11 protein-coding genes are annotated in these 13496 nt (G+C 66.0%); 8 read left to right on the forward strand and 3 right to left on the reverse strand.

The genetic code is table 11. The annotated features are described in order from the left end of the window. The first annotated feature begins 16 nt into the window (after positions 1–16). From BUB23_RS11060 to BUB23_RS11080, 5 genes are all read left to right on the forward strand, one after another. Complete coding sequence (locus tag BUB23_RS11060) at positions 17–2152, forward strand: TonB-dependent receptor (RefSeq protein WP_178372303.1); 2136 nt, start codon at positions 17–19, stop codon at positions 2150–2152. Positions 2153–2155: 3 nt separating this feature from the next. Next, on the forward strand, positions 2156–2713 hold the full coding sequence (locus BUB23_RS11065; RefSeq protein WP_073103185.1) for a MotA/TolQ/ExbB proton channel family protein: 558 nt from the start codon (positions 2156–2158) through the stop codon (positions 2711–2713). Then, the gene (locus BUB23_RS11070; protein WP_073103186.1) at positions 2710–3066 is read left to right on the forward strand and encodes a DUF2149 domain-containing protein; all 357 of its coding nucleotides are present in this window, start codon (positions 2710–2712) and stop codon (positions 3064–3066) included. The genes BUB23_RS11065 and BUB23_RS11070 overlap by 4 nt, the downstream gene beginning before the upstream one ends. 58 nt (positions 3067–3124) lie before the next feature. Next, positions 3125–7027 (forward strand): cobaltochelatase subunit CobN, encoded by a 3903-nt coding sequence (locus tag BUB23_RS11075; protein ID WP_143160953.1) that lies wholly within the window; start codon positions 3125–3127, stop codon positions 7025–7027. 209 nt (positions 7028–7236) lie between these two features. Beyond that, positions 7237–7506: a hypothetical protein gene (locus BUB23_RS11080; protein ID WP_073103188.1), complete on the forward strand. Its 270-nt coding sequence runs from the start codon at positions 7237–7239 to the stop codon at positions 7504–7506. Positions 7507–7543: 37 nt separating this feature from the next. Here BUB23_RS11080 and BUB23_RS11085 read toward each other — a convergent pair whose 3' ends face one another. Further along, positions 7544–8104, reverse strand: coding sequence for a DUF3016 domain-containing protein (locus BUB23_RS11085; protein ID WP_073103189.1), 561 nt, complete (start codon positions 8102–8104; stop codon positions 7544–7546). On the opposite strand from BUB23_RS11085, the gene BUB23_RS11090 reads away from it, so the two are divergent. Next, positions 8103–8339: a hypothetical protein gene (locus BUB23_RS11090; protein WP_073103190.1), complete on the forward strand. Its 237-nt coding sequence runs from the start codon at positions 8103–8105 to the stop codon at positions 8337–8339. The two genes, BUB23_RS11085 and BUB23_RS11090, sit on opposite strands and share 2 nt — an antisense overlap. A 70-nt stretch (positions 8340–8409) precedes the next feature. After that, positions 8410–10188 carry a cytochrome c biogenesis protein DipZ gene (locus tag BUB23_RS11095; RefSeq protein WP_073103191.1) on the forward strand — a complete coding sequence of 593 codons (1779 nt, stop codon included), beginning with the start codon at positions 8410–8412 and terminating at the stop codon, positions 10186–10188. Positions 10189–10264: 76 nt separating this feature from the next. Here BUB23_RS11095 and BUB23_RS11100 read toward each other — a convergent pair whose 3' ends face one another. Continuing rightward, positions 10265–11194, reverse strand: coding sequence for a YicC/YloC family endoribonuclease (locus BUB23_RS11100; RefSeq protein ID WP_073103192.1), 930 nt, complete (start codon positions 11192–11194; stop codon positions 10265–10267). A gap of 131 nt (positions 11195–11325) precedes the next feature. Here BUB23_RS11100 and rph point away from each other — a divergent pair, with 131 nt between their 5' ends. Next, positions 11326–12081, forward strand: a complete 756-nt coding sequence (gene rph / locus BUB23_RS11105; protein ID WP_073103193.1) for a ribonuclease PH — start codon at positions 11326–11328, stop codon at positions 12079–12081. A 16-nt stretch (positions 12082–12097) separates the two neighbouring features. Here rph and BUB23_RS11110 read toward each other — a convergent pair whose 3' ends face one another. Further along, a complete protein-coding gene (locus BUB23_RS11110) occupies positions 12098–13450 on the reverse strand; it encodes an MmgE/PrpD family protein (protein WP_073103194.1) in 1353 nt (450 codons plus the stop codon). Positions 13451–13496: the final 46 nt, after the last annotated feature.

Consider the following 13496-nt stretch of genomic DNA (forward strand, 5'->3'; position numbering starts at 1 on the left):
TTCAGGGAGAAATGGCATGAGAGGGAGCAGGGTGGCGCATGGCGCGCGGCGGCAGGCGGCGCGGCGCGCCGCGGTATCGGTTGTCGCGGCATGCGCCGCGTGGGGCGCGCAGGCCGCCGAGGGTTCCGCCGAACCCCGCGGCGCCAGTGCCAATGCGGCATTGAGCGCATCGAATCCGCCGCCGGTGCCGCCGGTCGAACTCAACCCCGTGGTGGTGACGGCGACGCGCAGCGCCCAGCGCCGCGATGAAGTGCCGTCGTCAATGGAGGTCGTCGAAGGCCCGGTGCTCGAGGAAACCGTCGGCAATACCTTCCTCGATCAGCTCAAGAAGAACGCCAGCGTGGACGTCATCCAGTACCCTAACGGTCTGGCGGGCGTCGGCCTGCGCGGCATGCGGCCGAACTTCGAGTTCACCATCAATCCGCGCACGCTGGTGCTGATCGATGGCCGGCCTTCCGGCTCGACCAGCTTCACCACCTTGTCGCCGGAAAGCATCGAGCGCGTCGAGGTGCTCAAGGGCCCCGCGTCATCGCTGTATGGGGCCTCCGCCATGGGCGGCGTGGTCAATATCATTACCCGGCGCTCCAAGGGTCCCATCGGGGGATCGGTCAGCCTGGGATATGGCTCCTTCGACACGCGTCAGACGGATTTCTCGCTGGGCGGCTCCCTCTCGGATCGTACGGACTTCGACCTGGCGCTCGGGTACGTGAACCAGAATGGGAACTTCCGTACCGGCGCGGGCAACAAACGGCCTAATAGCGATTTTCGCCGCACGTCGGGCAAGGCGCGCTTGGGCAGCGACCTGACCGATAGGGTTCGTATTGATGCAACCATCGATTGGGCCGATCTGAAAAACAATGCGCCCGGCCCCTTGAGCTACAACCCACCCAACGCCTCAGCCAACGAGACCGATAGGCTGGGTGGGGACATACGGCTGACGCTCACGCCGCCGGATCACTTGATTACCGCGGTGGCCTATGCCTCGCGCGAGAACTACAACTACATTACCGTGCCGGCTTCCGCGCCGCGGTATCGTTCGAGCAGGACGGAATCCCGGTATCTGGGCTTCCAGCTCCAGGATGTGTGGACACTCGACGAGCGGCATTCCCTGACCTATGGCGCCGACTGGCAGCGCGTCGAGGCGGATCGCTTCTCCTACAACGCGGCGGAGGGCCGCCTGGCTCCATACAGCCCGAACGAGCGGCGCGACAGCAACGGTATCTTCGCCGAATGGGGCAGCCGGTGGCTCGATGACCGTCTGATCGTCACGCTGGGCGGCCGCGTGGACTGGATCGAGGCCAGCACGCGCGAAACCCCTTACAAAAGCACCTTTTCTCCCGGGTCATCCAATTTCACCAGCTTCAACCCGCGCGGCGGGGTGGTTTATAAGCTGACCGACGCATGGCGGGCGCATGGATCGGCGGGCACGGCATTCGCGCCACCGCAGGGCAGCGAACTGGCCGGCGAGAACGTGGAGTACGCGGGCAGCCAGCGCCGGGTCAGCCTCGGCAATGCCGGCTTGAACCCCGAACGCAACAAGAGCTGGGATATCGGGATCGGCTATGCCGACCGCCAAGTCGATGCGGATCTGACCTACTTCGATGCGCGCATCCGTGATCGGATCCGTTCGGTGATTGTGAGCGACACTCCCACGGAACGCATCAGCAGCTATGAGAACGCGGACGACTCGCGCATGCGCGGGATCGAGGCCCGGCTTGCGGTTGACGCGGGCCAGTGGTTCGGGCTGCCCGCCGGCCGCCTCGGTATCGCCACCAGCCTTACGCGGTTGATTCAGGCGGAGGACTTCGATGCGGCTGGCGCTGTGCCCATTCGCAACGTGGCAAAGTGGAAGGGCAATGTTGCGCTGACCGTCAGCGATGGCAACGCCCTGTCGGCCTCCCTGACGGCTCGCCGTGTGGACACGCGCTACGACACCGACAACAGCCAGGGCAATATCTACACCGGCGGGCGAGGCGGCTTGTTCGAGAACCAGCCTTTCACAGCGGTCGATTTCAGCGCCCGCTGGAAGGTCACGCCCAAGGACACGCTGCGCTTCGATGTCGCCAATCTGTTCGATCGCGACTATTACGAGAAGGCTGACTACGTCATGCCCGGCCGAGCCTTTTACCTTCGCTATACGAGAGCACTATAAATCATGGATTTGAAGCACATCCTTGAGCAGGTTTCCCAGCTATTGTTCTATCCGGTCCTGGTCCTGCTCGTAGTCTTGATCGTCTGGATGCTTATCGCTTTCGGCATGTTCGTGCGCAGCGCGCTGGGCCGCTGGCGCGGCAGCAGGCCGGCCGTGACGCGCTACACCGGCCAGATCAATGCCGCGGCCGCGCACGCAAGCAATCACTTGGATATCCGGATCGAACAGGTGCTGGCCCAGGCGGAACACGCCAGCTTGCGCAGCCTTAACGCAGTGCGCTTTGCCGTGCGCGCCGGCCCATCGCTGGGCCTGATGGGCACGCTGATCCCAATGGCGGCGGCCTTGGACGGCTTGGCGCGCGGCGACCTGCCCGCCCTGGCGGACCACATGGTGGTCGCGTTCTCCGCCACCATCGTCGGCATCGCCATCGGCGTATTCGCCCACGTGATCGCCATGATCCGCGAAGGCTGGCAACGCGAGGATCTCGATGCGGTCAGATTGCATGCCGAGCGGGTCCTGCGCGCCCACGAGCCGGCCGGGCCCGAAGGGAGCGGCTCATGAGGCGCCGCCTTCGCTTCGCGCGCCCCCGGCCGGAAGTCAGCCGCCACGACGATCCGCTGGCCGGCGTGGCCAACTTGTTCGATGCCAGCCTGGCCTTCATCGTGGCGATGGCGCTCGCTCTCTTTTCCGTGCTGGGTTCGACCGATATGCTCAGCGCCGATGCCGATTGGACGCTGGCGCGCACGACGCCCGAGGGCGAACTGGAAGTGGTCAGCAAGCATCAGCAGGAAATCAAGGTCGAGCGGGTCTCGGACCGCAAGCTCTCGGGCCAGGGGCAGCGCCTGGGCACCGCCTACCGGCTGCCCGATGGACAGGTGGTGTATGTGCCCGAAGAGGAAGGGCGCAAGCCTTGAGATGAGCATGGACAGAAGCCATAGCCGGATGCCCGCCCTTGGCCGCGGGAATGGGAAAATGTCTTTCGATCGCCCGCCGGGCGACTGGCGCTGGCTCGCCTGGCGCCTGTGGCTGTGCGCCGCAATCTTATGGCTTGCGGGTCTGCCGCCGGCCGCCGCGGCGGATCACGCCGGCGCGCCTCCGCGCATCGCGGTCATTTCGATAGAACTGGCCCAGCAGCCGACCTTGATGCGCGCGGCCGCTGCGCGCCAGGCGCCGGGGATGGCGATCGATCTCTTCGGCCTGGGCGGCGGCCAACTGCCGGGCATCGATTCGGTCGATCTGGGCGACTACGACCTGGTCGTGGTGGAAGGTGTGGGCCCCCGGCTGGCGCAGTACCGCGGGCGCCTGGACGCGGCGGCGCGGCAAACCCATGTTCTGGTTCTCAACGGCGATGAATGGGTGCGCGGCAATGTCGCTCAGGCCGCGGTGCCGGACGCCATCAGGTATTGGCGCAACGCCACCGTGGAAAACTACACGCGCCTGTTCGATTATCTGGGCGCGCGCCTGCTGGGAATGGGCCGTGAGGTTCGCCCGCCTATCGAATATCCGGACCGCGCGTTCTACCATCCGGCCCATGCCGGCAGCTTTCCCGACCTGAAGGCCTATCTGGCCTGGATGAAGCAGCGTCGCGGCGAAGCCGGCGCCGGGCCGCGGGTCGGGATTGTCTTCTACCGCAGCCTCGCGCTGGGCAACAACGCGGCCGTGGTCGATGCGCTGATCTCGGAAACGGAGCGCCAGGGCGGGCTGCCCGTCCCGCTGTGGCGCAGCGACAGCCACGATACGCTGCGCCTGCTGCGCGGCGCGGACGGCGCGCCGGCCGTGGATGTGCTGGTTCTGTGCGCAAGCCAGATCGACTATACGGACCACCGGGCGGGCGTGGAAGAGGCCCGGGCATTGGGAGTGGCGGTGCTGGGCTGCACCACCGACTACAGCCGCGATCCGGCGCAATGGCGCGCCGATCCTGGCGGCTTCGCGCCGGACCGCAGCGGACAGCTCGCGCTGAGCGAGGCCAACGGCATTGTGGAACCCATGATGGTCGGGGCGCGCGTCGTGCGCGAGGATGGCGCCGTGGTGCACCAGCCCATCGCCGAGCAGGTTTCGTGGCGTGTGGCGCGGGCGCTGGCCTGGGCGCGCCTGCATCGTCAGTCCAACGCCGGCAAGCGGCTGGTGATTGCCTATCATAGCGAAGCGGCCGACCAGGCCGATGTCGGCAGCGATCCCGACAGCTATCTCGATGCGCAGGCCAGCCTGGCCGCGCTGCTGCGCCGCCTGCGCGAGGAAGGCTATGACGTCGGCGACGAACCGCTGCCCGGCGCGCAGGCGCTGGCCCGCCGCATGGCGCGCGACGGCGCCAACGTCAGTGCCGGCTTGTGGGGAAGCGACGGTCACAGCGGCGAGGCCGACGCGCAAGCCAAGGACGCTCGCGCCGAACTGGCCCGCAGGCTGGCCGAGGGCAGCGCGGTGGCGATTCCGGAATCCGAATATCTGTTGTGGTACCGTCGATTGCCGCCGGCGTTGCGCGCCGCGACCGAGTCGCGTTGGGGGCCGCCGCCCGGGCGCATCATGGTCTACACCGACGATGCCGGCAAGCGCTCTCTCGTCATTCCGGTCTTGCGTTTTGGCAAGGTGGCGCTGGCGCCGCATCCGGTGTGGGGCTACCTCCAGGACGCCGGGGCGCTGGCCTCCACGGATGCCTTGCCGCCGCATCATCAATATATCGCGTTCTATCTCTGGATGGCGCGCGCCTACCACGCGGACGCCTATGTTCCGCTCTTTACGCAGTTGTCGCTCATGCCAGGCAAGCAGCAAGGCCCGGCGCGCGACGACTGGATCGGCACGCTGATCGGCGACCTGCCTCACATTCAGCCGACGCCGCTGCAGGCCAATGGCGGCATCGGCAACAAGCGGCGCGCCAACGCGGCGACGATAGGCTTCATGCCCCCGCTCGCGCAGGCCGGCCTGCCGCCCGCGCTCGCGGCGCTGCAAAAGCAGCTGGAAACGGCCGCGCAAACAAGGCAAGGTGATCCCGCCAGGCAGGCACTGCGCAGCGCGGCGCAGCCGCATGCGCGGGAGCTCGGTCTGGACCCCCTGCGCGCCGCCTGGGCGGACCTGGAAACGCGCCTGCGCGGGTATCTCGGCGAAGTCGCGGCATCGGTGATGCCGGTTGGAGGCCATGTGCTGGGCCAGGCGCCGGACGCGGATACGGCCGCGCGCATGGTGCACGCCATGCTGGCCGGCGACACGGGCAAGCCGCCCGCCCTGGACGTGGTTCGCGCCGTCATGGCCGGCGGCGCGGCGCGGCCGCCTTCGGCGCTCACTACGCGCATCGAGGACTATGCCGCGCGCATCGCCGCGGCCCCGCGTGAAATCGATGCGCTGCTGGACGCGCTGGACGGCCGCTATGTCGAGCCGGGGCCGATGGCCGATGCCCTGCGCAATCCCGATGCGCTGCCGCCCGGCCGCAATCCCTACACCTTCGCCACCCGCCGCCTGCCGACGGCGCAGGCCTGGGAGACCGGAGCGCGCCTGGCCGATGAACTGATCGAGACCTATCGGAGCGAGCATGGCAGCCCGCCCCGCAAGGTGGCCTTCGTGCTGTGGTCGGTCGAATCCACACAGAACGAAGGCGCCATTGAAGCGCAGATCCTGCGGCTGCTGGGCGCCCGGCCTGTGTGGAACCCGCGCGGCGAGGTAGTCGATGTCGCGCTGGATGATCGCGCCGCGCTGGGCCGCCCGCGCGTGGATGTGCTGGTCACGACGTCCGGCACCTATAGGGATCACTTCCGCGACAAGATCGCGATGCTCGACAAGGCCGTGCGGCTGGCGGCCGCCGCGCGGGAAAGCGATAACGCCGTGCGCGCCGGCAGCCTGGCGGTCGAGCAGGGACTGCGCGCGGCCGGTGTGAGCGCCGAGGAGGCCAGGCGGCGCGCCGACCGCCGCATCTACTCGACGGCGCCGGGCGCCTATTCGCCATCGACGCAGTTCGCCATCAAGGCGGGCGCCGAGTGGAACGATGCCCGCCTGACCCAGCTCTATACCGGCCGCCTGGGCCACGCCTACGGCGAAACCGACAGCGGCGCGCCCGACGCGCAAGGCTTCATCGCGCAGATGTCGGGCGTGGAAGCGGCCGTGTTCAGCCGCAGCTCCAACACCTACGGGCTGCTGGATACCAGCATGCCCGCCGCCTATCTGGGCGGCCTCGGCATGGCGGTGCGCGAACACACAGGCCGCCAGGTCGCCAATTACATTGCGGATATGAAGGACACCCGCCCCGGCGCCGCGCGGCTGGAGCCGCTGGCCCGCGCCTATGGCCGGGAACTGCAGGCGCGCTACTTCAACCCGGCCTGGATCCGCGCCATGCAGGACAGCGGCTACAACGGCGCGCGCTACATGGCGGACCTGCCCGACCACATGCTGCTGTGGGATGTCACCACGCCTGAATTGGTCAGCGACGCGGATTGGGCCGAGGTCAAGTCGGTGTACGTCGACGACCAGTACGGCCTGGATATGAAAGCCTATTTCGACCAGCATAATCCCCACGCCCGCCAGCACCTGCTTGAAACGCTATTGACCGCCATCGACCGCGGCGCCTGGCAGGCCGATGCGGCCGATCGTCAGCAGCTGGAGCAGGCGCTCGCCGACAGCGTCGCCCGGCACGGGGCGGATTGTGTCTTGCCATCGTGCAAGGCCACGCCGTTGGCGGGGATGGAGCAGCCGGCGCCTGCCGTGACACCGCCGGCCTCGGCAACGGCTGCGCCTGCGCAATTGCCTGCGGCAGCCGTAAACGTGGAAGGCTATGCGTTGGAGCCTCGCGTATCGACGCCATCACCGCCGAGGATTCCAGCCGCTGCCTGGCTGTGGCTATTGGCCGCGGCAGTGTTCATTGGGGCGGGTTGCGCTCGCAAGCCAAGCTGGTAATTCGACCCGCTTTGCGCAAACTGCCTGATAGGCGGAGGCATCATGGGAAGCAATGGGCCGGGTGCCGCATGGATGCAACGCCACTGGCCGGTCGCGTTCATCAGAGCTTGTTATTTCGCAATAGCTAGTAATGATTCGTATTTACAAATCATTAAAGCGGTCGATATACTTGTTCGTCGATCCAAACCGCGGTTAGCCAGGAGTAAAACATGGAGCAATGTAGGAGCGAGCTTGAGTACGATCTGGAAAGGCTGGGTGAACTCAAGCGTAAAGCGGCAACACTTCTTGAAGAGTTGAGGCAGACCGAGCGCGCCGGCGAGTCCCGCGAGTGCTGCATACGGCGGGAAAAATGGTTTATAGCCCGGCTGGCGGTCCACTCTTTCAACAAGCATATCGAACAATATATCCAGTTCAGGCTGCCCCCCATGCCTGGTCACCACGAGGGCTGGCTTCGCGGCGGCCTTGCGGCGCGGCGGTAGGGGCGCCGTTGCGCTCAGGTCTGGCCTTGGGCGGGAATCAGTCTGTCCCGAACTCCTGCTGCAGCCAATCGTCCAGCATGCTCTTTTCGTAGCGCAGCGGGTCACTGGGATAGCCGCGCACCTGCATGAGAAAGGCGGGATCGCGCAACTTGCTGCTGCCTTGCTTGAGAGTCTGGCCTTTGCTGCCGGTGAGCTGGTAGTTCAGGTCGATGCGTGGAGGGTAGATGTCGCGCACGATGCGCACATTGTCCAGCGCGGCGCGTCGCCAGGGCTCGTAATCCCCGGCGAGCTTGATTTCGGTGAATTGAACGAGCAAGTGCGTATCGGGCGCCAGGTAGCGGGGAGCGCGCTGCTCGAGATGCCTGCTCAAGGCATCCATCCACGCCTTGTTATAGCTGTCGCCTTGCTGGGGGTTGTTGCGGACTTCCGCGAGCCCGGAAGGGTTGACGAACTGGACGGTGACAGGCGCGCCAGCGGTGCTTTGCGCAGGGGCTTGCGTGGCCGGCGGGGTCTGCGCCGCCGGCATGGCGCATGCAGCCAGCAGGCCTGTCGCCAGCAACAGCAGAACAAACGCGATACGCGACGAGCAGGCAGTCATGGGCGTCTCCGGCAAAAAAAACTGGAAAACTGAATGGATCTTGTTCCATTATATTTGTTCCCGGCCCCTACTTGTGTTTCCCTTCAAGCGGCCGCGAGGTGGCCGGTATGCCGCCGAGCCCTTCGCTGCGGATGAGCATGTGCGCCGGGCGCAGCGGCGGATCGGCGCCATCCTGGCGGCCGCGCGGACCGCATTATCACGAAAACGTGAGATCTTCGCGATGACTTTGGCATGATTGCCTGGGCATAATTCAGGTGCCTGGAACAGTGCCGTGATGGCGCCGTGGGTATTGTCGGGACTTGTGTATGCTTCTTTTCTTGTTGGCGTATCTGGGCGGTGTATTGACGATTTTGAGTCCTTGCATCCTGCCTGTGCTGCCTTTTGTGTTCGCCCGCGCCGACCAGTCGTTCGTGCGCGCCCGTCTTCCGCTGCTGGCAGGGATGGCATTGACATTCGCGGCCTTCGCCACGCTGGCCGCGGTCGGAGGAGGGTGGGTCGTCAAAGCCAATGAATACGGCAGGTGGGCCGCGGTGGCGCTTATCGTGATTTTTGGCCTGGCGCTGATCTTTCCTGCGCTGTCCGACATGCTCAGCCGGCCTTTCGTGGCCATGGGCAATCGAATGGCAGGCAATTCCGGCGCGCGCGCGAATGCTACGCCCATTTCATCCTTCATCCTGGGCAGCGCCACCGGCCTGCTCTGGGCGCCTTGCGCCGGCCCCATTCTGGGGCTGGTTCTTACCGGGGCGGCGCTTCAAGGCGCAAGCGTGGGCACTACCTTGCTGCTGCTGGCCTATGCGGCGGGCGCGGCGACCTCGCTCGGGCTTGCCCTGTTTGCAGGCGCGAAGGTTTTCGCGGCAATGAAACGCGGCCTGGGCGCGGGCGAATGGATACGGCGCGGGCTCGGAATCGCGATGCTGGGCGGGGCCGCGGCGATCGTTTCCGGATTGGACACGGGTGTACTGGCGCGGCTTTCGGTGGCAAGCACCACGCGCCTGGAGGATGCGCTGATCGCCAAGCTCACGCCCGGCAAAGTCAGAACGGATATGGCGAATGGCTCCGGTATGTCCGGTTCGATGCGCGGCGCAGCCGAAGCAGCCGCCGGCTCGGTCCCGGCCCTGCCTGTCGAAGGCGTCCTGCCCGCCTTGAGTGGCGCGGTGCAGTGGCTGAACTCGCCGCCGCTGTCGGCGCAGGATTTGCGCGGCAAAGTCGTGCTGATCGATTTCTGGACCTACTCGTGCATCAATTGCCTGCGCGCATTGCCGTATGTGCGCGCCTGGGCGGAGAAATACCGGGACCAGGGGCTGGTGGTGGTCGGCGTGCATGCGCCGGAGTTCGCGTTCGAGAAAAACGTCGATAATGTGAAGCGGGCCGTGGCCGATCTCGGCATCGACTATCCGGTGGCCATCGACAATGATTATGCGATCTGGAAAGCCTTCGACAACCAGTATTGGCCCGCCCACTATTTCGTGGACGCGCAGGGGCGCATCCGCTTTCACCACTTCGGCGAAGGGCAATACGATCAGTCCGAGCGCGTGATACAGCAGCTGCTCGCCGAAGCCGGCCATCGGAACGTGCCGGGCCCGTTGGTCAAGGTCGATGCCCAAGGGGTGCAAATGGCCCCGGATATGTCCGCCATCGGGTCGCCCGAGACCTACATAGGCTACGGCCGGGCCGAGCATTTCGCCTCGCAGGGCGGACAGCGCCGCGATACCGCGCATGGCTACGTGCCGAACACGGCTTTGGAGTTGAACCAATGGGCGCTTGCGGGCGAATGGACCGTCGCTCAAGAGAATGCGCGCCTGGAGCGGCCTGGCGGCAAGCTTCTGTTTCGCTTTCATGCGCGCGATCTGCATCTTGTGCTCGGCCCTGACCAGGCCGGCCATCCCATAAGATTCCGCATACGCGTCGACGGCGCGCCGCCCGGACGCGACCACGGCGCCGACGTGTCCGAGGACGGCGCGGGCGAGGTGTCGAGCCAGCGCCTGTACCAACTGGTGCGCCAGAGCGGGCCGGTTCGCGATCGGACTTTCGAGATTGAATTCCTCGATCCTGGCGTTCAGGCGTACGCGTTCACGTTTGGCTAGGTTTGCCAAGTGCATTTCGATACGGCGGGATGCCTCCGAAATGCCGCCGGCGCAGGATGAGCGATAGCGTACTCCGCTACTCCAGATTGGCGGCCTGTTCTCGCATCTGTTCTATCAGCAATTTCAGGTCGATGGCCGCGCGCGTCACGCTCAGGGCGCTGGCTTTGGAGCCCAGGGTGTTGGCTTCCCGGTTCATTTCCTGGAACAGGAAATCCAGGCGCTTGCCCGCGCTGCCGCTGCTCTTGCCTTTGCCGCCGGCGGTTCCGCCTGTGCTCAACAAATGCCCGATCTCGGCGATATGCGAGCGCAGGCGCGACAGTTCTTCGGCGACGTCTATGCGCAGCGAGAACAGCGATGCTTCCTGGGCGATGCGGGCGGAAAGCTCCGCGCCGCTGATCTGCGCAAAGCCGTCGGGGCTGACCGCCATCAAGGCGTCGCGCAGCTTGTTGCTGATTTTTTCCTGGTGCTCGGCAAGCACGGCGGGCAAGTCTTTTTCGACCCGATCGACGATGGCGGCCACTTCGCGGGCGCATTCCTGCATCATGGCGGCCAGGCGCTGGCCCTCGCGCTCGCGGGCGGCCTGCAGTTCGGCCAGCGCCTGGGCCGTTGCTTCCAGGCACATTGCCGTCCATGCCTCCGTATCGAAGGATGCGCTTTCGGCGCCGTTTGATCCGTTGAGCAGCTCGGTCAGGCGCGGCGCGGGGATGTCGGGAATGACCCGGCGCGCCGCCTCGAGCTGTTCGGCCAGGGCGCGGAGGTATTCGGGATCCAGGCTGACATCGCTGCGGGTGTCGGCGCGCGCATAATTGACCCGGATCTCGACCTTGCCGCGTGTAACCGCCTGGCCGAGTTTTTCGCGGATCGGGCCCTCGACCATGCGCAAGTCCTCCGGCAGACGGAAATTGATGTCCAGGAACCTGCTGTTGACGGTACGGAATTCAATCGTGACGCTGCCGTGCGCGGATTCGGCGCGGGCGTTGCCGAAGGCGGTCATGCTACGGATCATAAGGAAGGAGTCCTGTTCTTTGGCGTAAAGCTGTTATTGTAAGCCGCAGCCTGGCTTGCCTGGCCTTGCCGGTGCCTCATGCGATCGCCTGGCATGAGAGAATCATCATATTATCGCCACTTATCAGAACAATGGAGTTTTACTTGTCGCCATCCACGCTTACACCCGCCACCGTTCGCCCGACGGGGCGCTCGACCACCGAATTGCGGCCGCTGTCCATCGAGGTCGGCTATACGCGCCATGCCGAAGGCTCGGTGCTGATCAAGGCGGGCGATACGCATGTGCTGTGCAATGCCAGCGTGCTGGAAAAAGTGCCGCCGTTCCTGAAAGGCAAGGGCCAGGGCTGGGTCACCGCGGAATATGGCATGCTGCCGCGCTCCACGCATACCCGCTCGGACCGCGAAGCGGCGCGCGGCAAGCAAAGCGGGCGCACGCAGGAAATCCAGCGCCTGATCGGCCGCAGCCTGCGGGCCGTGTTCGACTTGACGGCTTTGGGCGAACGCACGCTGCAGCTGGATTGCGATGTGCTGCAGGCCGATGGCGGAACGCGCTGCGCGAGCATTACGGGGGCCTGGGTGGCGGCGGCAATCGCCACGCGCGGGCTGCTGGAACAAGGCTTGGTGGCGTCCAATCCTTTGCGCGATCATGTGGCTGCGGTGTCCGTTGGCCTGGTCGATGGCCTTGCTGTGCTGGACCTGGATTACATCGAGGATTCCGGCTGCGGCGCCGACATGAATGTCGTCATGACGGGCGCGGGGCATTTCGTGGAGGTGCAGGGGACGGCGGAAGGGCAGACTTTCGACAGGAAGGCGCTGGACGAGCTGCTGGACCTGGCGCGCGATGGCATTGTCCAGCTCATTGCCTTTCAAAAGCAGGCGCTGGGCTGAATCAGGCGATGCGACACTAGCCTACGAACCGCCCCACCAGCTCCGTCCCGGCTAGACCCCATACCTTTTCGATCAAGGCCTGGCTTTCCTCCTTGCTGGCCGCATTGCGGTAGGTGCCCAGGCGCAGCGCCTTGTCCTCGATTTCCGCGCGCGACAGGGAGTTGCCCGGGTCGCCCTTGGGTTCGTCCACCCGGCCCGACAAAGTCCGGCCATCGCGGGTCTGCACGGTCACCTTGCCTATCCACCGGGCCGGGTAAGCGGCATCCACCTCCGCATCCAGCTCCATCTCGACCAGATCCCGGAAAGCGGCGATAGCCGGATCGTCGAGCGCCGCGTCGAACTCCGGCAGCCCCGCGCGGCGCTGCTGCGCGATCAGGCCCAGCACCGTCCCCATCGAGAACTTCGACTGATGCACCGTGGCCGGGTCCGTCACCGGCCCCAGCACATCGATCGCGCCCTGGTGCACGTGCGCCACCACCTTCGCAATATCGTCCAGGGCCAATCCCTGCGCCTGCACCACCTGCAGCAGCGCATCGGCTGCCGGATGCGTATGGCGGCATGAGGCATGGTATTTGAACGAGGTTTCCAACACCGTCCAGCGCGTGCCCAGCCGGTCGGTGAGCCTGGCCGGGTCGGCATCCTGCGACATGCCCGCGGCCATCCCTTGGGGGCCTTCGAGGATATGCCGCGCGCCGGTGAAGCCCTCGTGCGCCAGGTATGCGGCCGTCAGGCCGTTGGCCGCCGCCTTGGCAGTATGCAACTGCTTGGAATCGGCGGCATCGCGCAGGAATTCCCACAAGCCGGCGGCTTGCGTGCCCGCCGAGCCCAGCGCGTTGAGCATTTGCTGGTTGTCCAGATTGAGCAGGCGGCCCACGGCCACCGCCGCGGCCAGCGCGCCGGCGGTGCCTGTGGTGTGGAAAATCTTGTAGTGCGAGCGCCCCAGGAATTCGCCCACCCGTATGCCGACCTCGTAACCCGCCACGCTGGCTGTCAGCAAGTCCCGGCCGGATCGACCCAGCGCCTGGGCCGTGGCAATGGCCGCGGGGAAGACCACGGCCCCGGGGTGGAACACCGAGCCGTTGTGCACGTCGTCCTGCTCGACCATATGGGCCGACGCCGCATTGACCAGGGCGGCGAACAGCGGGCTGGTGCCGCGCCGCGTGACCATGTTCTCCGACGGGCCGCCGGCGGGACCCATGGTGTCGGCGAACTGCGCCATGGCCTGCACCGGGCGCGCGCTGGAACCGGCCAGTATTGAGGCAAGGCAGTCGAGCATCAGGTCTTCCGCGCGGCGCAGCACCGCGGGCGGAATGTCTTCGTAAGCGAGCTGGGCGGCAAATTCTGCGAGTTCGGCACTGGGATGAGTCATGATGGTTTCCAGCCAGGAGTTCGATGGGGTAAGTATAGGGCTACAA

It is taken from the genome of Pollutimonas bauzanensis, assembly GCF_900129885.1.
In the GTDB taxonomy this organism is placed as follows: domain Bacteria; phylum Pseudomonadota; class Gammaproteobacteria; order Burkholderiales; family Burkholderiaceae_B; genus Pollutimonas; species Pollutimonas bauzanensis.

Coding starts and splice junctions, on each gene's coding strand:
- BUB23_RS11080 (WP_073103188.1), top strand. CDS start 7,237: ATGGAGCAATGTAGGAGCGAGCTTGAGTACGATCTGGAAAGGCTGGGT.
- BUB23_RS11100 (WP_073103192.1), bottom strand. CDS start 11,194: ATGATCCGTAGCATGACCGCCTTCGGCAACGCCCGCGCCGAATCCGCG.
- BUB23_RS11060 (WP_178372303.1), top strand. CDS start 17: ATGAGAGGGAGCAGGGTGGCGCATGGCGCGCGGCGGCAGGCGGCGCGG.
- BUB23_RS11075 (WP_143160953.1), top strand. CDS start 3,125: ATGTCTTTCGATCGCCCGCCGGGCGACTGGCGCTGGCTCGCCTGGCGC.
- BUB23_RS11085 (WP_073103189.1), bottom strand. CDS start 8,104: ATGACTGCCTGCTCGTCGCGTATCGCGTTTGTTCTGCTGTTGCTGGCG.
- BUB23_RS11065 (WP_073103185.1), top strand. CDS start 2,156: ATGGATTTGAAGCACATCCTTGAGCAGGTTTCCCAGCTATTGTTCTAT.
- BUB23_RS11110 (WP_073103194.1), bottom strand. CDS start 13,450: ATGACTCATCCCAGTGCCGAACTCGCAGAATTTGCCGCCCAGCTCGCT.
- BUB23_RS11070 (WP_073103186.1), top strand. CDS start 2,710: ATGAGGCGCCGCCTTCGCTTCGCGCGCCCCCGGCCGGAAGTCAGCCGC.
- rph (WP_073103193.1), top strand. CDS start 11,326: ATGGAGTTTTACTTGTCGCCATCCACGCTTACACCCGCCACCGTTCGC.
- BUB23_RS11095 (WP_073103191.1), top strand. CDS start 8,410: ATGCTTCTTTTCTTGTTGGCGTATCTGGGCGGTGTATTGACGATTTTG.
- BUB23_RS11090 (WP_073103190.1), top strand. CDS start 8,103: ATGGGCGTCTCCGGCAAAAAAAACTGGAAAACTGAATGGATCTTGTTC.